Origin of the sequence: Streptomyces sp. AC555_RSS877 (assembly GCF_019049245.1) — a bacterium.
Taxonomy (GTDB): domain Bacteria; phylum Actinomycetota; class Actinomycetes; order Streptomycetales; family Streptomycetaceae; genus Streptomyces.
The window spans coordinates 471,968-496,681 of the sequence record NZ_JAGMUK010000040.1; the positions used below are offsets into that span (position 1 = coordinate 471,968).

Annotated in this window: 22 protein-coding genes and 3 pseudogenes; 8 read left to right on the forward strand and 17 right to left on the reverse strand. The window is 69.9% G+C overall.

Annotated features, from left to right (window positions below):
* Window positions 1–50: 50 nt before the first annotated feature.
* Window positions 51–1,109 (reverse strand): helix-turn-helix domain-containing protein, encoded by a 1,059-nt coding sequence (locus tag KUM49_RS19500; RefSeq protein ID WP_217238131.1) that lies wholly within the window; start codon window positions 1,107–1,109, stop codon window positions 51–53.
* Window positions 1,110–1,370: 261 nt separating this feature from the next.
* Between KUM49_RS19500 and KUM49_RS19505 the strand changes: the two genes are divergently transcribed.
* Complete coding sequence (locus KUM49_RS19505) at window positions 1,371–1,997, forward strand: hypothetical protein (protein ID WP_217238132.1); 627 nt, start codon at window positions 1,371–1,373, stop codon at window positions 1,995–1,997.
* On the opposite strand, the pseudogene KUM49_RS19510 reads toward KUM49_RS19505, so the two are convergent.
* From KUM49_RS19510 to KUM49_RS19520, 3 genes and pseudogenes are all read right to left on the reverse strand, one after another.
* Window positions 1,987–2,842 (reverse strand): annotated as a pseudogene (locus KUM49_RS19510) (flotillin domain-containing protein); the annotation flags it as partial. The gene KUM49_RS19505 and the pseudogene KUM49_RS19510 overlap by 11 nt on opposite strands.
* A gap of 211 nt (window positions 2,843–3,053) precedes the next feature.
* Window positions 3,054–3,587: a TerD family protein gene (locus KUM49_RS19515; RefSeq protein WP_217238133.1), complete on the reverse strand. Its 534-nt coding sequence runs from the start codon at window positions 3,585–3,587 to the stop codon at window positions 3,054–3,056.
* 152 nt (window positions 3,588–3,739) lie between these two features.
* Complete coding sequence (locus tag KUM49_RS19520; protein ID WP_217238134.1) at window positions 3,740–4,303, reverse strand: GNAT family N-acetyltransferase; 564 nt, start codon at window positions 4,301–4,303, stop codon at window positions 3,740–3,742.
* A 175-nt stretch (window positions 4,304–4,478) separates the two neighbouring features.
* Here KUM49_RS19520 and KUM49_RS19525 point away from each other — a divergent pair, with 175 nt between their 5' ends.
* Window positions 4,479–5,354 carry a universal stress protein gene (locus KUM49_RS19525; protein WP_217238135.1) on the forward strand — a complete coding sequence of 292 codons (876 nt, stop codon included), beginning with the start codon at window positions 4,479–4,481 and terminating at the stop codon, window positions 5,352–5,354.
* A gap of 174 nt (window positions 5,355–5,528) precedes the next feature.
* Window positions 5,529–7,898 carry a glycoside hydrolase family 65 protein gene (locus KUM49_RS19530; RefSeq protein WP_217238136.1) on the forward strand — a complete coding sequence of 790 codons (2,370 nt, stop codon included), beginning with the start codon at window positions 5,529–5,531 and terminating at the stop codon, window positions 7,896–7,898.
* A gap of 101 nt (window positions 7,899–7,999) precedes the next feature.
* On the opposite strand, the gene KUM49_RS19535 is transcribed toward KUM49_RS19530, so the two are convergent.
* The 3 genes from KUM49_RS19535 to KUM49_RS19545 all read right to left on the reverse strand — a co-directional run bounded on the left by KUM49_RS19535 (window position 8,000) and on the right by KUM49_RS19545 (window position 10,645).
* Entirely contained in the window at window positions 8,000–8,290 is a 291-nt protein-coding gene (locus tag KUM49_RS19535) for a hypothetical protein (protein WP_217238137.1), read from the reverse strand.
* Between the two features lie 427 nt (window positions 8,291–8,717).
* Window positions 8,718–9,380 (reverse strand): hypothetical protein, encoded by a 663-nt coding sequence (locus KUM49_RS19540; RefSeq protein WP_217238138.1) that lies wholly within the window; start codon window positions 9,378–9,380, stop codon window positions 8,718–8,720.
* Between the two features lie 437 nt (window positions 9,381–9,817).
* Entirely contained in the window at window positions 9,818–10,645 is an 828-nt protein-coding gene (locus tag KUM49_RS19545; RefSeq protein ID WP_217238139.1) for an NAD(P)H-binding protein, read from the reverse strand.
* A gap of 127 nt (window positions 10,646–10,772) precedes the next feature.
* Between KUM49_RS19545 and KUM49_RS19550 the strand changes: the two genes are divergently transcribed.
* The 3 genes from KUM49_RS19550 to pgm all read left to right on the forward strand — a co-directional run bounded on the left by KUM49_RS19550 (window position 10,773) and on the right by pgm (window position 13,510).
* Window positions 10,773–11,159: a helix-turn-helix domain-containing protein gene (locus KUM49_RS19550; RefSeq protein ID WP_217238140.1), complete on the forward strand. Its 387-nt coding sequence runs from the start codon at window positions 10,773–10,775 to the stop codon at window positions 11,157–11,159.
* A gap of 129 nt (window positions 11,160–11,288) precedes the next feature.
* Window positions 11,289–11,729 (forward strand): OsmC family protein, encoded by a 441-nt coding sequence (locus tag KUM49_RS19555; RefSeq protein WP_217238141.1) that lies wholly within the window; start codon window positions 11,289–11,291, stop codon window positions 11,727–11,729.
* Between the two features lie 140 nt (window positions 11,730–11,869).
* Entirely contained in the window at window positions 11,870–13,510 is a 1,641-nt protein-coding gene (pgm, locus tag KUM49_RS19560; protein ID WP_217238142.1) for a phosphoglucomutase (alpha-D-glucose-1,6-bisphosphate-dependent), read from the forward strand.
* Between the two features lie 96 nt (window positions 13,511–13,606).
* On the opposite strand, the gene KUM49_RS19565 is transcribed toward pgm, so the two are convergent.
* Window positions 13,607–14,467 carry a glycoside hydrolase family 16 protein gene (locus KUM49_RS19565; RefSeq protein ID WP_254401412.1) on the reverse strand — a complete coding sequence of 287 codons (861 nt, stop codon included), beginning with the start codon at window positions 14,465–14,467 and terminating at the stop codon, window positions 13,607–13,609.
* A gap of 304 nt (window positions 14,468–14,771) precedes the next feature.
* Window positions 14,772–15,089 carry a hypothetical protein gene (locus KUM49_RS19570; RefSeq protein WP_217238144.1) on the reverse strand — a complete coding sequence of 106 codons (318 nt, stop codon included), beginning with the start codon at window positions 15,087–15,089 and terminating at the stop codon, window positions 14,772–14,774.
* A 236-nt stretch (window positions 15,090–15,325) separates the two neighbouring features.
* Between KUM49_RS19570 and KUM49_RS19575 the strand changes: the two genes are divergently transcribed.
* Window positions 15,326–15,889 carry a snapalysin family zinc-dependent metalloprotease gene (locus KUM49_RS19575; protein ID WP_217238145.1) on the forward strand — a complete coding sequence of 188 codons (564 nt, stop codon included), beginning with the start codon at window positions 15,326–15,328 and terminating at the stop codon, window positions 15,887–15,889.
* Window positions 15,890–16,116: 227 nt separating this feature from the next.
* Here the strand turns inward: KUM49_RS19575 and KUM49_RS19580 are convergent, their stop codons facing one another.
* From KUM49_RS19580 to KUM49_RS19610, 8 genes and pseudogenes are all read right to left on the reverse strand, one after another.
* On the reverse strand, window positions 16,117–17,076 hold the full coding sequence (locus tag KUM49_RS19580) for an N-acetyltransferase (protein WP_217238146.1): 960 nt from the start codon (window positions 17,074–17,076) through the stop codon (window positions 16,117–16,119).
* 289 nt (window positions 17,077–17,365) lie between these two features.
* Window positions 17,366–18,145 (reverse strand): annotated as a pseudogene (locus tag KUM49_RS50720) (alpha/beta fold hydrolase); the annotation flags it as partial.
* A gap of 491 nt (window positions 18,146–18,636) precedes the next feature.
* Window positions 18,637–19,437 (reverse strand): hypothetical protein, encoded by an 801-nt coding sequence (locus KUM49_RS19590; protein WP_254401413.1) that lies wholly within the window; start codon window positions 19,435–19,437, stop codon window positions 18,637–18,639.
* A 514-nt stretch (window positions 19,438–19,951) separates the two neighbouring features.
* Window positions 19,952–20,026, reverse strand: coding sequence for a hypothetical protein (locus KUM49_RS50725; protein WP_374200178.1), 75 nt, complete (start codon window positions 20,024–20,026; stop codon window positions 19,952–19,954).
* 12 nt (window positions 20,027–20,038) lie between these two features.
* Window positions 20,039–20,671, reverse strand: a complete 633-nt coding sequence (locus KUM49_RS19595; protein WP_254401414.1) for a zinc-binding dehydrogenase — start codon at window positions 20,669–20,671, stop codon at window positions 20,039–20,041.
* 276 nt (window positions 20,672–20,947) lie between these two features.
* Entirely contained in the window at window positions 20,948–21,358 is a 411-nt protein-coding gene (locus KUM49_RS19600) for a (4Fe-4S)-binding protein (RefSeq protein WP_217238147.1), read from the reverse strand.
* A gap of 39 nt (window positions 21,359–21,397) precedes the next feature.
* Entirely contained in the window at window positions 21,398–21,706 is a 309-nt protein-coding gene (locus tag KUM49_RS19605) for a GNAT family N-acetyltransferase (RefSeq protein ID WP_217238148.1), read from the reverse strand.
* A 112-nt stretch (window positions 21,707–21,818) separates the two neighbouring features.
* Window positions 21,819–22,285 (reverse strand): annotated as a pseudogene (locus KUM49_RS19610) (MarR family winged helix-turn-helix transcriptional regulator).
* A 539-nt stretch (window positions 22,286–22,824) separates the two neighbouring features.
* On the opposite strand from KUM49_RS19610, the gene KUM49_RS19615 reads away from it, so the two are divergent.
* Window positions 22,825–24,564 carry a pyruvate dehydrogenase gene (locus KUM49_RS19615; protein ID WP_217238149.1) on the forward strand — a complete coding sequence of 580 codons (1,740 nt, stop codon included), beginning with the start codon at window positions 22,825–22,827 and terminating at the stop codon, window positions 24,562–24,564.
* Window positions 24,565–24,714 lie beyond the last annotated feature (150 nt).

Genomic DNA, 24,714 nt, shown 5'->3' on the forward strand with positions numbered 1-24,714 from the left:
GGTCCGGCCAGGCGTGCCGGACGAGCCGCCGGCACCGGCCGGCCGAAGGGTCAGAGGTCCTTGGCGGGCCAGTCCAGCAGGCGAGCACCGATGACCGCCGTCTGGAGCATGTAACGGTGGGTGGCATCGGCCGGGTTGGCGCCGGTGAGTTTGTGGATGCGTTCCAGGCGGTACGTCAGCGCACGCACGCTGAGGGTGAGACGGCGGGCGGCCTCCGCGGCCACGCAGCCGGAGTCGAAGTACGCCGTGAGCGTGTCGAGGAGGGGCTGGGCGCCGCCGCGGGCCGTCGTGAGCGGGCCCAGGGCGTTCACGACGAGGTCGGCCATGGCCTGCCGGTCGCGGGTGAGGACGGGGTAGACGAGCAGGTCGGCGGCGCGCAGTACCGGGTCGTCGAGATCGAGTCGCTCGGCCAGTTCGAGGGCGTTGAGTGCCTCCTCGTAGGAGTGGACGACGCCGCCGGGGCCGGGCTGGGGGCGGCCGACGGCGACCCGGCCGCCGCCGGTGGCGGCGTGCGCCTGCTGGGCGAAGTACGTGAGGACCTCGTCCTGGTGGCCCGGGGCGATGCACAGCAGGCGGCCGTTCTTGGTGGTGAGCAGGACGTTGCGGTCGCCGAAGCGGGCGATGAGGGCGCGTTCCACCTGCCGGGGCACGGGGTCGCCCTCGTCGTAGGCGGCCGGGCCCTGCGCGACGGCGACGGCGTGGGCGTGGGAGAAACGCAGGCCGAAGCGTTCCGCGCGCTCCGCGAGGCGGCCCAGATCGCTGCGGCCGTACAGGAGGTCGTCGATGAACTCGCGGCGGGCGGCCTCCTCTTGACGCACGGCGAGGCGCTGGGCGCGTTCGTAACCTTCGGCGAAGGCGTCGATGACCTGCTGTACGGCGGCAAGCGCGCTGTCGGCCGAGCCCGACGTGCTCGGCCAGGCCGTGCGAGCGGCGGTCAGGTGGGCGCTGACGAGGGTGCGCAGCCCGTGACCGGCCTCCGCGGCCTGTTCACCCAGGGCCCGACGCGAAGCGATCTCGTCACGGGTGAGGCGCCGACCCGTGGCCGCTACGTCGGCCAGAATGCGGTCGTAGCCCTCGAGATACTGCTCGGGAATCTCCCGTACCACCACGTCGTCCCCCCGGATCGCTGACGTGCCAGTGACGATTCATTGACCGCGACCGGCATGCAGACCCTATGGAACACTGCCGGGATCCGGCAATGCGTGGCGGGGATCCGATCGGGCAGCATGGTCCGCGGGGAGCACGGATGATTCCCGGTGCCGGACACCGGCAGGTGCCGGCACCGGGAATCGAGACCGGTTCGCGTGCCGCGGGACGCGTCTCACGGGGGCCGTGGACGGAAGGCGCGGGGGTGGGGCATGCGGGTCTTCGTGACAGCTGCCACGGGCCTGCCGACGATCCTGCTCACCGCCGCTCTCGTCGTGATCGTGTGCTTCTGGCTGCTGGTCGCCGTGGGCGTCGCCGCCACCGACACCTTCGACGCTGACGCGGATCTCCGGGCGTGGGGCATGGGCGGAGTCCCTGTGTCGGTCGCCTTCTCGGTGCTGACGGTGCTCGCCTGGTCCTCGAGTGTCGCAGGGGCGGTCGTCGCGGCCGTGTTCATGTCCCCAGGACCTGGCGCCGAACTGCTGCGCATGACCGTGCCGTTCGCCGCGCTGCTCGTCGCCTGGCGATCGACCAGCTTGCTCGTACGGCCCCTCCGCCGCCTCTTCCCCGCCGGTCCCGGCCCGGACCCGCTCTCCGAGGCCCGCATCGGCGAGGCCGGTGTGCCGCCGGGTGCCGATCACGAGGGTCAGGATCCCTTGCAGGGCGCGCCGTACGACGACGGCGGCCCGGGTGTTGTCGTCACCCCCGGCCCACTCGCCGACCGCGTGGCCGCCGTCGAGCCGGCGAACAACCGCCCAGCCGGCCCGCGCCGCCGAGTCGTGGGGCGGGCCCGGGCGGTCGGAGGACCGTCCGGGCCCGCTGCGCCACTCGACGTCGACGTCAGCCGGTGACCTCGATCTTTCCGTTGGCGGCGGCGGATGCCGTGGTCGCGCCCTGCGCGCCGCCGGTCCGTCGGGTGATGTTCCTCAGCAGTTCGGCAAGGTCGACTCCCGTGGTGGAGCGGAGGAGTTCGACGCCCTGGGCGACGTTGTCGGCGACGGTCCGCGACAGCTGGCTCGCGCCGTCCGTCGAGATCACCGTCATCTTGTCGATGGCGCTCAGCGGCTCGGACGCCTTGGCGACGACCTGCGGCAACACCTCGACGAGCATCTGGAGCACGGCCGCGTCGCCGTACTGGGCGACGCGTCGGCCTTCTTCTGCATCGCCGCGGCCTCGGCGGCACCCTTCGCCCCGATCGCGGCGGCCTCGGCCTCACCCTCGAGGCGTACCGCGTCGGCGAGCGCGGCGCGGTGCGCCTTCTCGCCCTCACCGGTCAGCCTCGACCGCTGGGCGTCCGCCTCGGCCTGCTTGACCAGGGCGATGCGGCGGGCCTCGGCCTCCTGCTCGGCCTGGTAGCGGGCGGCGTCGGCGGGCTTGCGGACCTTCGTGTCCAGCTCGCGGTCGGTCAGAGCGGCCTGCCGCTCGGCGACCTTCTCCTGCTCGGCGAGGACCTCCTGCGACCGCTCGGCCTCGGCCAGCGGACCGCGGCCGCGGCGCGCGCGGCGGCCTCGTCGGTCTCGGCCTTGATCTCGGCCTGCTTCAGCGCGAACGTCCGCTGGGCGACGGCGATCTCCTCCTCGGCCTTCAGCCGCGCCTGCTCGGCAGCCCGCCGGGCCACCGCCTCGGCGATGTCGGCTTCCTGCTTGGCGCGGGCGGCTTCCGGGCGGCCGAGGTCCTCCGGGTAGGAGCCCTCGGTGGGGAAACAGAGTCACCAATCTTCACCCCCTCGCGGTCGTTGCCGACACGCCGTGGGGATGGTCCCATGTGCCCACTGCACCGGTCATTGCCGGATTCCGGCAGCCTTTACGCGCTTTTTATGCCTGCCTTGCGCGTCTGCGGACCGCGTCCCGAGTCGCTTCGGGCGCGGACGGCGACATCGGCTCAACACGCCCCTGAAGGCCACCTGCTCACAGCCGCGGGGCGTTGCCCATCTCGACGGCGAACACCATCGGGTCACAGTCGAAACCGCGGATCATTTCGTGGAACTCCCACCTGCCGGAGGCATCCTTGGTGAACTCCGCGACCGTCGTGGCGGTGGATCCGGCGACTTGCGCGAAGTCGTCCTTCAGAAGCTCCGTATAGCCGTCGAGGACCAGAACTCCCGCATTCGATAGGTCACCGAACGTCTTGGGACCGCTGTTCTGATGGATGGCCACCCCCACGACCACCCGGGCGAAGGAGGGCGCCAGGCGGTCGAACTCCAGCATCATCGCCTCAACGAAGCCGAAGCCCTGGCCGGTCTGGCTGTGCCGGCTCATGTTGATGGTGCCGTCCGGTGCGCGGCTGTCGAAGTGGACGACGTACACCGGCTGTCCGTAGGGCTCGTCCGATGAGTACGTCGTGGCGATGATGTCGAGATGATGAGGCGGCCGGTTCCAGTCGCTCGGGTCCCACTTGAGTTTCACTTCGGCCTTGCCGAGTCCCCTGCTGACGCTGCCCACTGGCCGCTTCCTCTCTCGCACCATGCCACCACGGGACGATTCCCCCGCACTGTCAAGTATGGCTCCCGGTCAGCCCGTTGAAGCCCCTGATCCCGCTTCCCGCGCATGCCGTCGCGGTGTCGTGCGGCCCTGAGCCCGCCCTGGACGACTGCCTACGCCGTTCCGCCAAGGCCCGGACCGGTCGGCACCCTCGGACTGCCCTCGAGGATCTCGCCGGCCTCCCTTGCCGGGTCGGGCGGAACGAGGAACTCCAGCTCGGGACGGTCCCACACCACGGCGGGCGGGTTCGCGGCCGCGGTCCCGGTGCGCACCGCACCCACGCTGCGGTAGAAGCCCTCGGCGGGAGGATGCGAGACCACTCGGACGTGGTCGAGCCCGGCGGCGCGGGCCTCGGCCTTCATGTGCGTGACGAGCAGCCGTCCGATGCCACGTCCCTGTGCTCCGTCGGCGACGAACATCAGGTCGAGCTCCGGCGGGGCGAGGACGAGCGAGTAGAACCCGAGGACACGGCTCTCGTGTTCGTCGTCGGCGACGGCCACGAAGACACGGTGGGTCTCGATGTAGTCGGGACCCACCCGGTAGGCCGCCACCATGGCCGCGTACTGCCCTTCATAGGCCCGCGAGCCACGCACGAGGCGTGTGAGCCGTTTGGCGTCCCGCGCGACGGCCCGCCGTATCGTGATCGGCCCGCTCCCAGGCGTAACGCTCGAATTCATTGGGAGAGTATTACGTACCGGGGAGTGGCTTCCCGCAGCGGGTCCCGCTCAGGCAGATCATTCCCCGGAAGAGTGCCGGGTCACCCCCTCCCTCCCGCCCGGTCGCGGTGCGACGCTGACGGTAGAGCCCCTTGGCTGTGAGACCCACGCAGCCGTACGAAAGGCGGTGGGGACGATGGAGCTGCCCCTGATCGTAGGCGTCGACGGATCGGACTCCAGCCTCCTGGCGGTCGACTGGGCGGTGGACGAAGCGGCCCGGCTCGGTCTGCCGTTGCGGCTCGTCCATGCCTCCAAGTGGGAGCGCTATGAAGGTGCCGCTTCGCCGGGCACCGTGGATCGGCCCTCCGCGCAGGCGATGGCGCAGAACATCGTCGGATCCGCCGCCGAACGTGCCAGGCGCCGCAACCCGGGCGTGCCGGTGTCGGCCGAGCTGCTGGCGGACGAGGCCGTGGACGCACTACTGCGTGCGGGCCACAACGCATCCGCCCTGGTGACGGGGGCACGCGGCCGTGGCGGGCTGAAGGGAGTCCTCCTCGGCTCGGTCGGCCTCGGAGTGGCGGCCCGTGCCACCTGCCCGGTGATCGTGGTCCGCGGGGACAAGGCGGCCCTGGAGGGCGCCCACGAGCGCATTCTGTTCGGTGTGGGAGAGGCCGACACGTGCGGTGAAGCGGTGCGGTTCGCCTTCCGGGAGGCCGCGGCCCGCAAGTCCACTCTCGATGCCGTGCGCGCCTGGCGTTGCCCCGCACACGTCAGCATGGGCCGTCCCCCGCCCGCCGGCGAAGCGGAGCGCTACCACGAGGAGCGGGCATCGGCCCTGCTCGACGCGGCCCTCCAGGACGCGGAGACGGAGCACCCGGGTGTCGAGGTACGGAGGACCACGGTCGAGGGCCCGGCCCGCAAGATCCTGCTGCACCGGTCGGCCGCCGCGGACCTGGTGATCATCGGGGCCAGACGCAGGCATGGCTACTTCGGTCTCCAGTTGGGCCGAGTCGGCCACACCCTGCCCCATCACGCGGACTGCCCGGTGGCGATCGTGCCGCAACGGGACTGACCCACATCGGCGCCGGAAAGGTGCGGCCGGCGGGCAGCGGGCCGTAGTGGTGGCTTGGCTCTCCTCGTCGGCGTGGACCGCGCCGCCGGCTCCGACACGAGAGAGACTGCTGCGGCACGGTGCCGACATCGTGGTACGCGATCTGAGCGAGCCGCTCGCGGGAGGTACGCCGAAGTGACGCACTGGATCTGGGAGTACGACGGCTACCTCCCCGCGGAGGAGAGGCTTCGGGAATCCCTGTGCACCTTGGGCAACGGTTACTTCGCCACCCGCGGAGCGCTGCCCGAATGCGACGCGGACGACGTGCACTACCCGGGGACGTACGCGGCCGGCTGTTACAACCGGCTCACCTCCGAGGTCGCGGGCCGCCAGGTCGAGAACGAGGACATGGTCAACCTGCCCAACTGGCTGCCACTGCGCTTCCGCGTCCGCGGCGAGCAGTGGCTCGTCCCCGACACGGCGGCCGTACTCGAGCACCGACAGCTCGTCCATCTGTCGTCGGGGATGCTGGAACGCATGACGCGGTACGACCTCGGGAAGGGCCGCACCCTGGCCGTGCGCCAACTGCGCATCGTGCACATGGCGGACCCCCACCTGGCCGCGCTGCGCACCGAGTTCACCGCCGAGGACTTCTCCGGAGAGGTCGACGTCGAGGCGGCCCTCGACGGAGCCGTCACCAACGCGGGAGTGGCGCGCTACCGGGAGCTGGACGGCCGCCACCTGACCCACGTGCACACCGGCACCGCCACCCCGGACACCGTGTGGCTGCGCTGCCGTACCCGTATGTCGGACATCCGCGTCGGCATGGCGGCCCGCCTGACCACGGACGAGCCCGCATCGAACACTCACGCATCCGAGTGCGCCGTCCAACGGGTACGCCTGCGCCTGACACCGGACCGTACCGTCACCGTCGACAAGACCGTCGCCCTGCACACCTCGCGCGACCCGGCGATCAGCGACCCGCTGCGGGCCGCGATCGACCGGGTGAGCGGCGCCCCGGGCTTCGACGACCTGCTGGAGTCGCATCTCACGGCCTGGGACCAGCTGTGGCGCCGCGCGGAACTCGACGTGCCCGGCGACGCGGGTGCCATTCTGCGGCTGCACCTCTTCCACGTGCTGCAGACGCTCTCCCCGCACACCGCCGACCTCGACGCTGGGGTACCGGCGAGGGGACTGCACGGCGAGGCCTATCGCGGACACGTCTTCTGGGACGAGCTGTTCGTCCTGCCGTATCTCAACCTGCACTTCCCCGAGGTGTCCCGGGCCCTGCTGCACTACCGTCACCGGCGCCTCGGGCAGGCCCGCGCAGCCGCCAGGCGCATCGGCCGCCAAGGCGCGCTCTACCCCTGGCAGAGCGGCAGCGACGGCCGTGAGGAGACCCAGCAGCTCCATCTCAACCCACGCTCGGGGCGCTGGCTGCCCGACCACACCCACCTGCAGCACCACGTCGGGTCGGCGATCGCGTACAACGTGTGGCAGTACTGCGAGGCGAGCGGGGACGCCGAGTTCCTGCACACCAAGGGCGCCGAGATGCTGCTGCAGATCGCCCGCTTCTGGGCCGACTCCGCCACCTACGACGACCGTCTGGGGCGGCACCGCATCCGGGGCGTCGTCGGCCCGGACGAGTACCACGATGCCTGTCCCGGCGCGTCACAGCCCGGCCTGGACGACAACGCCTACACGAACGTCACGGCGGCCTGGGTCCTCACCCGCACCCTGGACGTACTGGACGACCTGCCCGAACCGCGCCGACGCGAACTCGTCGAGCGGACGGGGCTGGACGGTGGTGAACTCGAACGGTGGCAGGACGTCTCCCGCACGCTCCACGTGCCCTTCCACGATGACGTCGTCAGCCAGTTCGCCGGTTACGGCGACCTCGCCGAGCTCGACTGGGACGGCTACCGCGAGCGGTACGGGGACATCCGCCGCCTGGACCGGATCCTGGAGGCGGAGGGGGACACCGTCAACCGCTACCAGGCGTCCAAGCAGGCGGACGTACTGATGCTCGGCTATCTCTTCTCACCGGCCGAACTGCAGGGCCTGTTCCACAGACTGGGCCACCGGCTCGACGAGGACACCTGGCGGCGCACCGTCGACTACTACCTGGCCCGCACGAGCCACGGCTCCACACTCAGCGGGCTGGTGCACGGCTGGGTGCTGGCCCGGGCCCGGCGGGCCGAGGCGTGGACGTTCTGCCAGGAGGCACTCAAGGGTGACATCGCCGATCTCCAGGGCGGCACCACGGGCGAGGGCATCCACTTGGGTGCCATGGCTGGCACCCTCGACCTCGTCCAGCGCGGACTGACCGGGCTGGAGACCCGCCGGGGCGCTCTCTGGCTGGACCCGGTGCCGCTGCCGGAGCTGTCCTCCTACGGATTCGCCCTCCAATACCAGGGGCACTGGGGCGTGCGACTGCGCATGGAGCGAGGGAGTCTGGAGATCGCGGTCCCGTCGTCCGGCCGGTCACCCATCGACATCCGGCTGCCCGACCGCTCGGTCTCGGTGCAGCCGGGGGAGACATGCCGACTGCTGCTCCCGGACTGACCTGAGACCGCCCGGGTTGATGCCACAGGCGGTGTCCTGAGGGCTTGCGGAACTGCTCGATCATCGCTGCGTAGCTGTTGCCGCCGTGTTCGATGGTCGCGTCAAAGGCCGGGTATGTGCCGCCGTGGACCTGCTGCGCGTAGTCGTACAGCGTCGTACAGCCGGCCGGTCACGGTCTCGATGCCCTGCTTGGCTGGCGGGACGAAAGCCGCGGCGTCCACGCCCGCCGCGCCCAGCAAGGCGGCGCCCTGCAGGAAGCCGTTCCCGATCCCCCACATCAGGGCCCAGCACGTCGTTCCCGCGCCGAGGCTCCGCAGGGTCTGCCCGTGCAGGTCGAAGGCCGACCGGCTCCCGCTGTAGACGATGACGGCGTCCGCGGCGCCGATGCTCACGGGCCTGCGCCGTGGTGCCCGAGGTCAGGTTCACCAGGACCCGGCCGTCGAGGACATCGCCCAGCGGACGGAGGAGTGCGCACCTCGAGCCCTGCCCCGAGCTCCTGACCACTTTGCGAGCTCGCCTGAAAGGGCTGGACGAACAGATCGACCTGCTCGTCCGCTCGCGCCAGGTCCTCCACGACTGCATCGATGCCACCGAACCCCATGCGGCGCGGCAGTAACGGAGGGGGCAGGCCAGGTCCACGGATGGGAGCTGCGAGATCCGTCCCTCCAGGCGACACGACAGGCGACGAAGCTGCGTCGGTGTCCGGACGGACCATGCGCACGTGGTCCCGAAAGTCGTCCGGACAGCATGGTGCCGATACGCGGCGGCGGTCAGGACCAGGCGGATCACCGACCGCCTGCGCGGATCGGCGGTGTCGGCTCAGGCGTCGGCTGAGGCGGGCTGCTTCTTGTCCTTCGGCGATGCCGCCTGCTCCGACGCGTCGGGCGCGGTGTAGTAGACGGACGCACCCTGCTTGCTGCGCTGCGCCTGGGTCCTGGCGACCAGCCCTTCGAGGGTGGTACGCACCACGGTCGTCTTGATGTTGCGGTCGGGATGGCTCTGGCCGAGGGCCGTGGCGATCTCGGCCGCCGAGCGGGGTTCGCTCTGTTCGGCGAGGTGGCTGCGGACCAGGTCGACCAGGGTCGGCTGTGCGGTCTTGGCGGCTTCGGTCGTGTCTGCGCGCTTCTCGGCGGCCGGCTTGTCCGTCGCGGCGCGAGGCTTGGAGGCGGTCTTCGTCGTCCGGGCGCGCTTGCCCGGGCCGGACTTGGCGGCGGTCTTCTTGGCGGTGGTCTTCTTCCGGGGAGCGGGCACCGCGACACTGTCCGACGGGGCCACAGGCTTGGCCGAAGGCGGCTCGGTGCCGATGGCGCGCTGGATGCTGACCAGCACCTCGTGGTCGCGCTGCAGGGCTGTCAACTGCTCCTGCAGGGCGGCGATCTCCGCGCCGACTCGTTCCTGCTCCTTGGTGTTGCGCTCGAGGTCGGCACTCACCTGAGCGGTGTACTGCGATGACAGTTCGGTGGCGGAAGCGTTCTCAGACATGGGACGCACAACCTTTCCTCGGCCGAAGGCCGAAGTCGACGGGCCTGACACAAGCGTGTGCTGTTGTCCTGGGGTATGTCTGCGGAGGGCAGTCATACCCCATGCACAGTGCCCTGCCGTAGCGATAGTACGGACAACCGGAAGCCGGGTGTCCTCCCTTGAACAGTCTGAGACGAGTTCACCCCTCACCGTGGACCGCCTCAAGCCTGCGGTCGGCGAGCCATGTGTGCTCCTGAGGGACGGTGCCGTGACTGTGTCTGCGGCACCCAAATACCCTACTCGGAGCGGGAGTTGACGATGAGCCGATGTCAGTGGCGGATGTAGGCCTGGTGTCGAGTGGGCATCACGACGGGTGTGACAGCAGATGCCGTGAATTGACAGAGGCGGACGTGTGGACGGAACCTCAATACGGGCACATCACCGATGGGCGCCGTCATCTACTTGAAGGCTGCGATGTTGCGGGCAGCCCATTCGGTGAACGTGCGGGGCGGCCGGCCGAGGATTCGCTCGACGTCGGGGCTCACCCGCTGCTCCGTGGCTTTCGGCATGCCCAGGATGTCAAGGGTGGCTTCCACGACGGGCTCGGGCATGAACCGCAGCATCTGCGCCCGGGCTTCCGCTCGGCTCTGCTCGACGTACCGCACCGGTTCCCCCAGCACCTCGGCGATGGCCATGGTCTGCTGCCGAGGCGAGATCGGTGCCGGCCCGGTCAGCTCGTAGGCCCCGCCGACATGACCGCCGTCCAGTAACGTCACGGCGGCGACCTCGGCGATGTCGGCCGGGTCGATGGTCGGCAGCGCGACATCACCGAACGGTGCGCGGACCACCCGTTGGGTGCGGACCATGTCGGCCCACTGCAAGGTGTTGGAGTCAAACCCTCCCGGCCGCAGCAGGGTCCATTCCAGATCCGACTGCGTCACCGCGTCCTCAAGCGTCGCAGGGTGGCTTCCCGTGGCGACACCCTGGGAGGACAGCAGCACAACGCGGCGGATCCCCCCTGCCCGCGCGACATCGAGGACGCCGCTGACACTGCCGCCGGCGGATACGAAGTCGCCCGAGGTGAGCAGGAACAGCGCGTCAGCACCAGCGAGAGCGGGCGCGAGGCCGGCCGGCTCGGCCAGGTCGGCCTGATGGTGCCGTACCCCCGGTGGCATGTCCCGCGCGGAGATCCCTCGGGACACCGCGGTCACCTGTTCACCAGCCGTCACGAGCGCCCGCACCAGCGGCTGCCCGACGTTGCCCGTGGCTCCAGTCACCACAATCATGTTCGCTCCCGTTGTCGGTTCTTCTGTGGACACACGGAAGCTAGCAACGCGGGGATAGTAGGTACCTAGAGGAAAGTAATGGAGAGAAGGGCTCACTGTGACCCACAACACAACTCCGGTTGCTCGTATGGACGTTGTCGACGTCGCCCCCGAACAGGCATGCCCGATCGCCCCGGTGGTCGACATCGTCTTCAGCCGGTGGACCACTCCGATCCTGTGGGCGCTGCACACCTACGGGCGGCATCGATTCGTGGAGTTGGAGCGCCGCATCACCACCATCACACCCAAGGTGCTGACGGACCGGTTACGGCAGTTGGAACGCGACGGGCTTGTCGTGCGCACCTATCACCCCGAGGTTCCACCGCGGGTGGAGTACGAGATCAGCGAACTGGGCCGCGGCCTGGCCCCGCTCTTCGCGGCCCTCGCCGACTGGTCGGTCAACCTGGGCGAGGTGGAGCAGGCCCGGCAGGAGTACGACGCCAAGGAACGGCCTCGCGGCCGCCGCACCCGCTGACAGCCGGCGCGGCTTGCGCCGAGTTCGCCGCCTGTGCGGCGATGTACGGCCACCGTAGGGGCCGGGGCCGTTGTGGCGGAACAAGCGACCGTCCAGCGCTCGGCTGACTCGCACTCTAGTGTCGGCGGCATGACCGACGACTCTCTGCGCTCCGTCACCATCGAGCGAACCAGCACCGGCCACTTCACCGCGACGAACGCTCGCGGCGGCACGATCAGCTTCGGCACCGGCTCCGATCCTCACGCGGACGCCGAGTTCACCCCGGTCGAGCTGTTGCTCGCCGCGCTCGGAGGCTGCACGGCGGTGGACGTCGATGTGGCCACCAGCCGGCACGCGGAGCCCCTCAGGTTCTCCGTCGCGGTCACCGGCCACAAGACCAGTGACGAGTTCGGCAACCGGATGACCGATCTCGCGGTCACCTTCTCCGTCGCCTTCCCGGACGTCGACGGCGCGGATCGTGCCCGAGCGATCCTCCCGCGGGCGGTCAAGACCTCGCACGACCGGCTCTGCACGGTCAGCCGCACGGTGGAGATCGGCACGCCCGTCACCGCGGCGGTCGAGGACGCCTGACGTCAGCCTGGAGTGGCCCTGGACGCGCCCGCTGTCACTGCGGGCCGCGCCTCTCGGGGCCCGCCGCCATGGCGAGAACCACGCGCGACGAGGAAAGATGGGACGTCGAGCGTCGGAGCAAGTTATGCGGAGGAACGGACATGCAGCATGAACGAGCGGGTCGGCCGGCCGGTCCGGAGGACCTCGTCGACATCGCGCGGCTGGTCACCGCGTACTACTCGCTGCACCCTGATCCGGCCGACCCGGGGCAGCGGGTGGCGTTCGGTACGTCAGGACACCGCGGGTCGTCCCTGAACACGGCGTTCAACGAGGACCACATCGCCGCGACCAGCCAGGCCATCTGCGAGTACCGCAGCGCTCAGGGCACCGACGGGCCTCTCTTCCTCGGCGCCGACACGCACGCCCTGTCCGAGCCCGCCCGGGTCACCGCGCTGGAGGTGTTCGCCGCCAACGACGTGACCGTGCTCATCGACGTCGCCGACGGCTACACGCCCACCCCGGCCGTGTCGCACGCCATCCTCACCCACAACCGCGGCCGCGGCACCGGCCTCGCGGACGGCGTGGTCGTCACCCCCTCGCACAACCCGCCCGCCGACGGCGGCTTCAAGTACAACCCGCCCAGCGGCGGCCCCGCCGGCTCCGAGGCGACCTCCTGGATCCAGGACCGCGCCAACGAGATCATCGCGGCGGGAATGAAGGACATCCGCCGCATCCCGTACACCCGGGCCGTCAGCGCCGCCGGCACCGGCCGCTACGACTTCCTCGGCAGCTACGTCGCCGACCTGCCCGCAGTCCTGGACCTGGACGTGATCCGGTCCGCCGGCGTCCGTGTCGGCGCCGACCCGCTCGGCGGGGCGTCCGTCGCCTACTGGGGCCGGATCGCCGAGGAGCACCGGCTCGACCTGACCGTGGTCAACCCGCTCGCCGACCCCACCTGGCGCTTCATGACGCTGGACTGGGACGGCAAGATCCGTATGGACTGCTCGTCGCCGTACGCGATGGCCTCCCTCATCGATCAGCGCGACCGCTTCCAGATCGCCACGGGCAACGACGCCGACGCCGACCGGCACGGCATCGTCACCCCGGACGCGGGCCTGATGAACCCCAACCACTACCTGGCCGCCGCCATCGCCTACCTGTACGCCCACCGGGAGCAGTGGCCCGCCCACACAGGTATCGGCAAGACCCTGGTGTCCTCCTCCATGATCGATCGCGTCGCCGCCGACCTCGGCCGGCGCCTCGTCGAGGTGCCCGTCGGCTTCAAGTGGTTCGTGGACGGTCTGGTCGACGGCTCGCTCGGGTTCGGCGGAGAGGAGTCGGCCGGCGCGTCGTTCCTGCGCCGCGACGGCTCGGTGTGGACCACCGACAAGGACGGCATCATCCTGGCGCTGCTCGCCTCCGAGATCACCGCCGTCACCGGGAAGACCCCGTCGGAGCACTACGCCGCCCTGACGGCCCGCTTCGGCGATCCCGCCTACGCCCGCATCGACGCCCCGGCGACCCGCGAGGAGAAGGCGCTGCTCGCCAAGCTCTCGCCCGCGCAGGTCACGGCGGACACCCTGGCCGGTGAGGCGGTCACCGGCGTCCTCACCGAGGCTCCCGGCAACGGGGCGGCCATCGGCGGCATCAAGGTGACCACCGAGAACGCGTGGTTCGCCGCCCGCCCCTCGGGCACCGAGGACGTCTACAAGATCTACGCCGAGTCGTTCCAGGGACCCGACCACCTGCGCCGGATCCAGGAGGAGGCCAAGGACGTGGTGATGGCGGCCCTCGGCGGCTGACCGCCTGGACGCGGGCGGGCTTCAGGCGACGGCGCAGCGGAACGCGCCGGCGCCCCCGCCCGGCGTCAGCCACACCTACCGCTCCTGCCCGGCACCTCACTTCCAGTCGTACGCGTAGGCCGCGACCCAGGTGATGTCGAGCTGCGCGCTGCTGCCCGGAGCCGCGCCGGGCCCCTGCAGTGCGCTTTCGTTCTGCAGCACCCAGGACAGCGGGTGATCCGGCACCTTGCGGGTGTCGTGGCCCGTCTGCCGGCCGTCGACGAAGAACCGCACGTTGCCGGGGGTCCACTCGGTGGACACGGTGTGCCACTCGGTCCAGTCGTCGCTTCCCGGGAAGTAGCCCTGCTTGCCGCCACCGCACGGATGGTGAAAGGCGGTGAGGGGGCCGGTCCACTCGCCTTCGGGGTGGTCCATCTCGCAGCCCCGGCCGTAGTGCAGCCAGGCGGACTTGTAGCCCGGAGCCAGTGTCGTCACCTTGATGCGGGCGCTGTACTTGCCGTACTTCATCTGCATGACCGCACGTGGCACCACCGCGGCGGCATGCACCGGGCCTCCGTTGCCGGGTCGCCACATCCGTATGAACATCCTCCCGTCGCCGTTCGCCGCAGGGCCGACGCTCACGGTGTCTTCCGGGTGGTAGACACCCACCACATCCCGGCCCCGACTGTGGGCCGTGTCAGGCCAACCCGTCGGATAGGCCCACCAGTTGTCGCGGAACTCCCCGCTCAGCCCGCCGCAGTAGGCGGCGGAGGTGTCGACGTGGTGATCGCAGTCGCTGAACGCGCCCAGCGGCACCCGGTCGCCGTTGAAGTCCTCCGCGAGGACCTGCCAGAAGGGACCGCAGTCGCCGCGGGGCAGACTCGCGCCCGTACTGCGGCAGGCATCGGTCGCGGCGGGCGCCGCGTCGGCCCGTGGGAACCCCAGGACCGCGGCCACGAGCATGAGCCCCACGGACATCAACAGAATTCGCTTGCTGTGAGGGTGTGGCGCTGCGTGTGAACCCATCCCAAGGCTCCCTCGAGGTTCAGCTGCCGGCCGTCGTCCGTCGTCCCCGCAACGGGCTCCGGGATACGGTCCGGAACCGCGCGGGGCCGCACTCCGCGAAGGAGCAATCCTCGCCCGCGGGTCCGTGCGGCGCCACCCCGTGAACGAGCCGTGAACCGGACGGCCATGCTCCGTCGTGGCCGTGCCTGAGGGGCAGCGAGCCTCGGGGGTCTCACGTTGTCCGGGACGGCCCGGAACCTCCCTTCAGGACACCGCTTCAGAACTCGCGGTCGATGCCGGTCACGATCGCCGCGCCCAACGCGGCGTCCTCCTCTGCGAAACCACTGTCCCGCAGGGCCCGGGAGACCAGCCGCACCGCTTCGTCCTCGGCTCCCGACTGATCGGCGGCCTCGACCTCGACCCGGGCGGCGAACATGCCGTCCTCCTCCACCGTCAGCAGACGCAACTCCTCGCTCTCCCCGAGATCGGTGTTCCTGGGGTCCTGAGGTCGAAGCCTGCGCTCGATCTCTGAGCGGACGTCGCCCGGAACTCCTCGGAGGAACGTGCCAGGGACGGTGATGACATAGGTGGTCACCGGGACTCCTTTCGGCTCTGTAACTCGCGTCCTCTTGACCCTTCCGCACCCTCAACCGTCACATACTCCCTGCGCGTCTGCCCGGTCCGCGGCCGTGAATACATGACGTAGAGCCACGGCTCGGCGAGTCGGTGGAGGTGCGGTTTGACGGAATGAGGCCTGTGCCGTGTGGGCAGGGAGCTGGCAGTGTGTGGCATGAGCATGACTTCCTCAACTCCCCCCACAGGAGGCCGACCATGTACTCGCGCGCGTTCGTCCATGGCTTCACCGCTGCCTTGACGGCGGCTCTCACCCTGGCCGGTGGCCAGGCCTACGCGGCCGCGCCGGGCTCCGGCGATCAGCTCCTCGCGGCCCGTGTCGTCACCTACGACGCCGGCGCCTCGGCCGAGTTCAGGACCGCCGTCGAACGGGGCGCGGCGATCTGGAACGAGAGCGTGGACACCGTCGAGCTGCGCCCGGCGGCCGCCGGGCAGCGCGCCAACATCCGGATCCTGGCCGACAACGGCTGGCCCCGGGCCCAGACGACCTCGCTCGGCAACGGAACGGTCTACATCGGACGACAGGCCGTCAACGAGGGCTACGACACGGTCCGGATCTCAGCGCACGAACTCGGCCACATCCTCGGCCTGCCGGACCGCAAACCCGGCCCCTGCAGCAGCCTGATGTCGGGTTCCAGCGCCGGCGTCGCCTGCACCAACCCATACCCGAACGCGGCCGAGAAGGCGGAGGTCGAGGACAACTTCGGTACCGCGCTTGCCGGCCCGGGACGGGCTGCCCGCAACGTGCTGGTCGTGGACTGATCCAGGGACGTGCGCGGGGACGGGAACGGGGACAGCCCGTCGCCGCGCACACCGGTCGATGACTGCGGTCACTGCCGCCCTGACCCAACTGCCGCCCTGACCCTGGGCGGCTGCCTGGCGTCGGTGCCTTGGTGGTCGGGCTGTGCGGGTTGTTCGGGCTGCTCGATACTCACCGTCCGAAAACATGCGACGGTCGCCCGGCCCGTGACCGCCCGAACGGCCAGTCCTCAGCCCGTCGTCGTGGTCGTGGTCTTGATGAGCGGCGCGTCCCGCGTGAGTTCCCGGAACCCGACGCTGTAGTACAGCCCGCGCGCCTGGGGATGCCCCGGAGCCCCCAGGCAGGCGACCGTCGTATGAGTGGCCCCTGCCGCCCGCACCAGACGCATCCCGTGCAGAAGCATCGCCCTTGCCAGCCCCAGACGCCGGTAGTCCGGATGCGTCCCGACCGGCTCGAACTCAGCGGTCCTGTTCACTTCGTCGAGCCACATGATCGTCGAAGATGCCATCGTTCCGTCCGGCGCCTCCACCAGGAGGTGCAGGTCGCCGCGATACGCCGCCGTCTGCCGGACGCCCTCGTAGGCCTCGGCCGTGTACGGCGAGGGAGCCCAGGCGTCCAGATGGGCCTGGACCGCGGCCTTCGGCCCGGCCTCGTCGGCGGTGCGGAACCGAAAGCCGTCTGGCAGTACCGGCTGTTCCACGTCGGTGAGGTCCCGCTCGTTGAGCTGAGTCCAGGACCCGGTGTCACCGAAGGAGGCCGGGTCGGCCTCGTAGCCGTGCGCCGCCCATCGCTTGAGGGCGAACTCATCGGCGGCGCTCGGCATTACCGTGCGCTCGATGCCCGCCGCCGTGCCGTCGTACCAGTCGATCACCTCGTCAACCAGTCCGGCGTGGTCGGGATGGACCTGATACGCCAGGTAGGCGCCCGTGACGTCCTTCACGGACCCGTCGCTTCGCCACACCCGGTGCGGAAGGTGGGCCCAGCCCCATGCCACGAGTTCCCCGCCGGAGAACCACAGTTGACGTGGCCGGCTTGCCCCGTCGACGGCGTGCCCCTTGCCCCAGTTCCAGGCCAGCTCGCCGAACGTCGCGTCGCTGTTCAACAGGTCCGGGCGGGTGGCGGTGACACGCTGTGCCAGACCTTGCATGAGGTGTACGTCCGCGGCGGTCACCCGCTCGACATTCGCCATAGTGCGCCACTGTGTCAGGACTCCGCAGGGCAGTCGAGCCGTTTTCGACGTGGGTCACGACCCACAAGGCGCGAACATCGCCTGCCACGGCCCACGACGGAGGACACCGGCTAAGGAGCCGGGCTGACGGCGCCTTTCTCGTCCATGTCGAAGCGGCCTCGGTCTTGCCGTCGACCCTCATGTGCTTGAGCCAGAACTTCGACAGGTCGTGAAGGTTCTTGTGCTGCCCTTCCCAGGGCAGCGAGTGTCCGGCGCAGGCCATCTTCACCAACAGCTTGCGGGACCCCGTGATGGCGTCGTAGAGCGCGGGGACGGAGAAGTTGAGCGCGGGGTTGGAGCTGGGCGGAGTCGTGTTGGCGGTGGTGTCGTGTTCGCCGTACACGATCAGTACGGGCACACTTCCGCCGAGGGTGCCACCCTGCCCCGCGGTGGTGCGGTTCCAGCCCCAGTTCAGACCGTTCCGGAACCGGCTGACGCCCTCTGGCCTCCCGGACGGAAGGATCTTTCCCCAGGTACGGCCGATCGGGTCGTTGTCCATGAGGGCCTTCCACACCACGTCGACCATGCCGGGCTCGCGCTGGGTCGTGCAGCGCACCTCGTCGTCCCAGCCGTCCTCGAAGCCCTTCCGCGTGAGCAGGTGGGTGGGGAAGCTGGGCGTCGGCGTCGTGGTCGGCGGATTCGAGTTGCCCTGGGGAGGGAAGATCGGCGCGAGCAGGAGCAGGCTCTCCACCTTCGTGGGATTCTTGACCGCGTACGGCCCCATCGAGAAGGCGGCGGCGGACCAGCCGACGAAGGCGACCTCCGGGACGTTGCGCAGGTCCCGGATGTACTCGACGACGGTGCTGAGCTCGTCCTGTTCACACTGGTTGTTTTGGGCGTCAGCACGGTCGTGTGGAGGGCGGGATTGGCGTTGCAGGGGTCTCTTGCAAGGGCGCGGCGACCGGCCCGAACCCTGGAGATCCATCATGAAGACGTCGTAACCGGCCTGGGCCACCGCCTCGGCCCACCCGTACGAGGAGTGCTGGAGATCGAAGCCCGCCAGCACCGGCACGCTCCTGCCGTGCAGCATGAGGACGACCTTGCGGGCCGACGGGGGGCCGGGGGGAGTGCCGTCGTGTTCCCGTACGAAGAGCTCGACCTGCTGGTCCTTCGTGGCGGAGAGGGTCGACTTGTGTGTGACCCAGTGGTCGGTCGTGGTGACGGCAGCCTGAGCGTCCTTTCTGCCGGCCCGTTCGCAGGTGAGCTCGCCGACACCCCGGTCCGAGTCCAGGTGCTGTGCCCCGGCGTTGTGGCAACGGAGTGGAACAGCGGCGCCGGCCACAGCATCCCCTGGGCGATGACGCCCGAGGACGTGGCGTCGGCAAGCCTTGCCGGGCTGCGCCTGGGGGGACCGTCTGTGCCCCTGGTCTGGAGGGTCAGGACTCCGCGCTGGAGGCCTTGCTCACGGCGGAGACCGCGTTTGTCACGGGCGGCAACCAGCCCACACTCGCGGCTCGCTACACGGGTCCGCGAGTCTAGGAAGGTCATGGGGTGCGCCCTGCCGAAGGGGCCAGCCTGTCATCACGCACCACGGGCGGTACTCGCCCTCCGGTGCCGGTGGAGCAGCCGGGCCGTGCACGCCACGACCGGTACGGCGATGGTGGGCACGATCCACGACGGGACGCCGAGCCACACGGCGGGCAACCCCACGGCAGCACAGGTGACCACCATGGTGATGAGCAGCGGTTTGCCGTAGGGGCGCCAGGTGAAGGGCTCGTGGCCAATGGGCCTGGCCATCCGGACCCCGCCGAACCAGAGCCCCATCACCGCCAGGAGACCTAGGAACGTGCCGACGGCGACTGCCATCTGAGGCTCGTTGCGTGGTTCTTCGGAGGTACTCTGCCGGACGTCTCCCTTGCTGACCGTCATGACCTGCCCGCGCCAGACGGTGGCGGTGACCCGGTCCGCCGGGCGAAGTCGCTCCAGCAGCGGTCCTTGATCGCCGAAGGCCACGGTTCCGTTCCAGAAGGGTGTGCCGGACAAGGCCGCCTGGTAGCCGCCGCTTCTGCCCCGCTCGATCTTCGTGCTCCCGACGGTGAACGAGACCGTGCGCAGGCAGTCCTCCCACGCTTCCGCCGACGCGCGGTCAGGGCACGGCTCGGCCGCCGCGTAGTCCTGGTATCGCTTCGTTTCGGAGGGCAGCCACGCGGTGAACACGAGATAGCAGCCCAGTGCAGGGATCAGGGACAACATGACCAATGCCGCGCCCACGAGCCGCGGCCCGCCCGGTGACCGTGGGGCGGGCAGGTGCAGGTCAGCGCCCGGCGGAGGCAGCGGCGGCCCTGCCGTCCCGTGGGTGCCGTCCGTGCTTGGCACTGTCATCGCTCACCTCTCCTGGCCGGGCTGAAAAAGGCCCCTCCGCCGAAGTGGCGCTGCAGACCCGTCGCCATAGCTTCGTCCAGTCAGAAGCAGGCGGACAACGAGGAGATCAGGCAGCCTGAGCTCGTCCTTCCTTTCCGCAAGCGGGCAATCCCGTGGTCGGTCCCGGCCCCGGCCGCGCAGGCCCGACTGCCTGGCCTGGTCACGGTGGACCGCACTTCACCCAGCCCTGCTCCGCCCTGGGCACGAAAAGCGTCCCGCCGGCCACGACTTCGGGGCACCGCGGCGCCGAGAGACCAAGGCATGGACCGTCGTCGCTGCGGTGCTCGACGCCGGACTGCGTTACGAGGGCCGTGAACCGTGCGGCTGCGGCAAGGAACCCAAGTTCCGCCCCCGCACCAGAGCGCAGGTGCGTGCACGTCGCATCGCGGCGGCACGAACCGGTACTCCGCTCGCCGACATGTTGGGACGAGCGGATCCACAGGCATCCGGCTTCTGACGCGACTGGGGCATGCGACTAGGGCAACAGCACGATCTTGCCGCCGACGTGACCCGTACGGCTCAGGTCGAGTGCGGCGGCTGCCTCCTCCAGGGGGTAGGTGCGTCAGACCGGGACTTGCAGCCGGCCTTTTCCGATGAGAAGGAGGATGTCGTGCAAGGCCCGGACGCCGTTGCCGCTCGGGCCGTCCGTGTGGACCTGGATGCCCAGGGGTGCGGCGTCGAAGGCCACGAGGGTGAGGACGCGTTCGGGGCCTCCCGCGAGCTCGATGGACAGCGGGATCTCGCCGCGGCCGGAGGCGTCGAGTACGGCGTCGACTCCCTCGTGGGCGATCGCCCGTACCTGACCGGCGAGGTCCTCGCCGTGGCCGACCGGCAACACGCCGAGCTCGCGCAGCCGTTCGTGGTTGGCCTGGCTCGCGGTGCCGATCACGCGCGCACCGCGGGCCACGGCGAGCTGGGCGGCGAACGTGCCGACTCCACCGGAAGCGGCATGGATCAGCAGCGTCTCGCCCTGGACGGCCTTGAGACGTTCGAGGACCGTCCACGCGGTTCCGCCCGAAACCGCAAGAGCTCCGGCGACCTCCCAGGGAATGGCGGGCGGCTTGGCGACCAGCGCGCCCGCGCCCGCGTCGGCGACCGCGGCCTGGGCGTAGGCCGGAGTCAGTGAGGTCCCGAGGACCTCGTCACCGACGGCGAAGTCGGTCACTCCGTCCCCGACCTGGTCGACCACTCCCATATGTCCGACCCGAGGCCCGCTGGAAGATCGAGGGGCATCATCTGCCGCATGAACCCCTGTATGACCTTCCAGTCGAACGGATTGACGCCTGCCGCCCGTACCGCGAGCCGGACTTGTCCAGGGCCCGGGGCGGGCGCCGGAACGTCCACGACGCGCGGCACTTCGCCGCTGCCGTATTCGGAGAACTGCACAGCAAGGGACATCCTTGTTCCACGCCATGTCTTGCCTGGGCAAACGGTTCGGGAAAACGGGGGGAGGCGGCGGTCACCGCCGATGTCACTGGCCGCAGGGGCCGGAGTGATCGCAGTGCGGCTGGAGCCGGCTGCTTCCGCAGCCGCACAGCACGGCCCTGGTCTCGGCGCGTGTCCCCTCCTCCGTGTCCAGCGACAGTTCGCCGCGAACGAGCAGTTGTCCGGCAGGGGTCCGGGTGATCCGGGTGGGCCGGTCCGGGGTCTCTCTCCCGCCCTCCGCCAGTTCGTACTGGAGCGCCCCCGACGGGCAGTGGCGTACCACCTCGGCCAGCCGATCGGCCGGGGCGGCATCGGGCTGAATCCACGGACGCCGGCTCGCGTCGAAGACCTCGGGCAGGCCCCTGATGCACTCGGTGGCGTGCAGACAGCGCCTCGCCTCGAAGGTGACGGTGATCTCCGGCGCCTCGTAGGCCTTCTTCTCGGGTTTGCCGCTCATACCGATCTTCCTCACTGCTTCAGGGGGCCAGCGGCCGGGTCAGTCGCTGACCTTGCTCCGGGACTGGTACAGCAGGTCGGCATACTCGGGGTGGCGACCGATCCAGGCTGCGTAGAAGGGGCAGGTAGCCAGCACCCGCAGACCTGCGCCGCGTGCCTCGTCCAGGGAGGTCCGAACCAGCGCGGAGCCGACCCCCTTGCCCTCGAACGCCGGATCCACCTCCGTGTGCAGGAAGGCGATCAGTTCCGATGTGCGAAGGTACTGCGAGAAGCCCGCGACCTCGGTTCCACCGTCCACGGTGGCCTCGTAGCGGCGTGCTTCAGGTACGTCGATCACCTTGACGGTCACTTTTCCTCCTAAAGTTGATATATCAACAAAATACCGAATGGAGTTTGATGTGTCAACGTTCGACCGGTGAGGTTGGCGAGCGGAGGGGCGTGCCGCATATCGCGTTACTTGCTCACCCGCAGTCCTTCTCCAGCCCTTCGAGGACGAGACCGGAGATCTGGGCGAGCATCGCGAGCTCCGCCGGGCTGAGCGGGTCGATGAACAGGCGGCGGACTGCGTCGACATGCCGGGGGGTGGCCGTCGCGAGGGCTTCGCGGCCGGCGGGGGTGACGACGACGAACGCCACGCGTGCGTCGGTGGGGCAGTCCTCCCGCAGGCAAGGCCGCGCTTGGCCATCCGGTTGATGTGGTGGGACATCCGGCTCTTTTCCCACTCCACCGCCCTGGCCGGCTCCAGGACGCGCAGCCGTCCCTCGGGGGCCTCGGCGAGGTGGACGAGTACTCCGCAGTCCGCGGCGGACAGGCCGGACTCGGCCTGCACCCCGCGGCCCAGTCGGTCGACGAGCTTGTCCTGCATCCGCACGAAGCTGCGCCAGGCATGCTGCTCCGGCTCGGTGGGCCAGCGCGGGGTCTCGGTCATACGTGCCAGTGTAATCGGATTGTTGACGCATCACCTGTAGTCATGCCTGGGCAGGGGGTGGCACCCTGCCGGTCGTCGAGCGGGCCGAGAGGGCGAACGAGCAGGGTGAACGGGTAGGCATGTCGGACCACGTCGCCCGTGGTCATTGCTCGGAGCCGGACGGTTCGGCGCCGGTCTGGCGGTCGATGCGGCAAGGGTCGTCCGCTGAGGCGTTCATTCAGGCGGTCACCGCATCGCATATCGCGCCGCGACCCCCCGGGGGTGAATGCCGATGCCGTCGTCCTCGCCGCCTGCGTGCAATGCTGTCCCTGCCCGCCATTCCCGTGGCCGAGCCGCGACTTGGCCGGCCGATCGGCATCGCGGCCGAGGCCACCCTCCTGGAAGGAAGGGGGTCGTGCACCCACGACGCCGAGTTGGTCGAAGGTACGGGTGACGATGGACTGGGTGACGTTCACCCGGCAAGCGGGCTCGTCGCCCCTCCCGCTTCCACGACCCAACGGGGACCGGAACTGTCGAGAAACCGTTCGAGGAGGACCCTGGTGCGTAACCCGACCGTGGCACAGCAACTGATCGACGTCCTGCGACAGGCAGGGGTGGAACGGATCTATGGCGTCGTCGGCGACAGCCTCAATCCCGTCGTGGACGCGATCCGGCGTACCGACGGCATCGAGTGGATCCATGTGCGCAACGAGGAGGCGGCGGCGTTGGCCGCTGCGGCCGAGGCCCAGGTGACGGGACGGCTCGCGGTGTGCGCGGGCAGTTGCGGCCCGGGCAACACCCACCTGATCCAGGGCCTGTACGACGCGAACCGCTCCGGCGCTCCGGTGCTCGCGATCGCCTCACACATCCCGTCGAAGCAGATCGGCACCGGGTTCTTCCAGGAGACGCACCCGGAGCGGCTGTTCATCGAGTGCAGCCAGTACTGCGAGATGGTGAGCCAGCCGTCGCAGATGCCGCGGATGGTGCGGATCGCCGTACAGCGCGCGCTGTCCGACCACGGAGTGTCGGTGCTCGTCATGCCCGGCGACCTGTCCCACGCGCCCGCCACCAACCCCACCGGCTCGAGCAACTTCGTCACCGCCCGCGGCCGGGTCGTCCCCCCCGCCGAACAGGTGCGGCAACTCGCGGCGAAGCTCGACGCGGCCGAGAAGGTGATGTTCTTCTGCGGAGCCGGCGTCCGGGACGCGCACGCCGAGGTGATGGAGCTCGCGAGCCGGGTGAACGCGCCGGTCGGGCACACACTGCGCGGCAAGGAGTGGATCCAGTACGACAACCCCTATGACGTCGGCATGAGCGGACTGCTCGGCTACGGCGCCTGTTACGACGCCATGCACGAGGCCGACCTCGTGGTGCTGCTCGGCACCGACTTCCCGTACGACGACTTCCTGCCCCAGGCTCGCACCGTACAGATCGACCACGACGCGGGGCGGATCGGGCGGCGGACCGTGCTCGAGCTGGGCGTGCACGGCGACGTGGGCGAGACGGTACGCGCGGTGCTGCCGCTGGTCGAGGCCAAGGGCGACCGCTCATATTTGGACCGGACGCTGCGCCACCACGCCAAGTCCCTGGAGAACGTGGTCTCCGCCTACACCCGCAACGTCGAGCACCACGTACCGATCCACCCCGAATACCCGGCCGCTGTCCTCGACGAACTCGCGGACGACGACGCGGTGTTCACCGTCGACACCGGCATGTGTAACGTGTGGGCGGCCCGTTACATCACGCCCAACGGCCGCCGCCGTGTGATCGGTTCATTCCTGCACGGCACCATGGCCAACGCGCTCCCGCACGCCATCGGCGCCCAGTTCGCCTACCCCGGCCGTCAGGTGATCTCGATGTCGGGAGACGGCGGACTCGGCATGCTCATGGGCGAGTTGCTCACGGTGAAGCTGCACAACCTGCCGGTGAAGACGATCGTCTTCAACAACTCCTCCCTCGGCATGGTCAAGCTGGAGATGATGGTCGACGGCCTGCCCGACTACCAGACCGACCACGAGGCCGTGGACTACGCCGCCATCGCCGCGGGCGTCGGAATCCACTCGATCCGCATCGAGAAGCCCGGGCAGATCCGCGAAGGCCTGAGGGAGGCGCTGTCGTACGACGGACCCTGCCTGGTGGATCTGGTCACCGACCCCAACGCCCTGTCGATCCCGCCGCACATCTCCGGCGAACAGGTCAAGGGGTTCGCCTTCTCGGCAGGACGCACCGTGCTCAACGGGGGCGTAGGGAAGATGCTCGATCTGGCCCGGGCCAACCTGCGCAACGTTCCGCGGCCGTAGACCCGCGCGACGGGTCCGCTCGTGTGGCTGGACCACACGGGCGGGCCCGTCGGCTTCGTCGACGTGGCGTGCGACGGACGTCCGCGTAAAGACTCAGGCCGTCCGCGCCGGGCGCGAATCCCGTCCCTCACCTTCGCCGGACACCGTCCT

Bases quoted from the DNA above. Each gene is read 5' to 3' on its own strand.
- KUM49_RS19520 (WP_217238134.1), bottom strand. From the start codon at position 4,303: ATGAATTCGAGCGTTACGCCTGGGAGCGGGCCGATCACGATACGGCGG.
- KUM49_RS19525 (WP_217238135.1), top strand. From the start codon at position 4,479: ATGGAGCTGCCCCTGATCGTAGGCGTCGACGGATCGGACTCCAGCCTC.
- KUM49_RS19540 (WP_217238138.1), bottom strand. From the start codon at position 9,380: ATGTCTGAGAACGCTTCCGCCACCGAACTGTCATCGCAGTACACCGCT.
- KUM49_RS19545 (WP_217238139.1), bottom strand. From the start codon at position 10,645: ATGATTGTGGTGACTGGAGCCACGGGCAACGTCGGGCAGCCGCTGGTG.
- KUM49_RS19550 (WP_217238140.1), top strand. From the start codon at position 10,773: ATGGACGTTGTCGACGTCGCCCCCGAACAGGCATGCCCGATCGCCCCG.
- KUM49_RS19555 (WP_217238141.1), top strand. From the start codon at position 11,289: ATGACCGACGACTCTCTGCGCTCCGTCACCATCGAGCGAACCAGCACC.
- pgm (WP_217238142.1), top strand. From the start codon at position 11,870: ATGCAGCATGAACGAGCGGGTCGGCCGGCCGGTCCGGAGGACCTCGTC.
- KUM49_RS19565 (WP_254401412.1), bottom strand. From the start codon at position 14,467: ATGTCCGTGGGGCTCATGCTCGTGGCCGCGGTCCTGGGGTTCCCACGG.
- KUM49_RS19575 (WP_217238145.1), top strand. From the start codon at position 15,326: ATGTACTCGCGCGCGTTCGTCCATGGCTTCACCGCTGCCTTGACGGCG.
- KUM49_RS19580 (WP_217238146.1), bottom strand. From the start codon at position 17,076: ATGGCGAATGTCGAGCGGGTGACCGCCGCGGACGTACACCTCATGCAA.
- KUM49_RS19590 (WP_254401413.1), bottom strand. From the start codon at position 19,437: ATGACAGTGCCAAGCACGGACGGCACCCACGGGACGGCAGGGCCGCCG.
- KUM49_RS19595 (WP_254401414.1), bottom strand. From the start codon at position 20,671: ATGGGAGTGGTCGACCAGGTCGGGGACGGAGTGACCGACTTCGCCGTC.
- KUM49_RS19600 (WP_217238147.1), bottom strand. From the start codon at position 21,358: ATGAGCGGCAAACCCGAGAAGAAGGCCTACGAGGCGCCGGAGATCACC.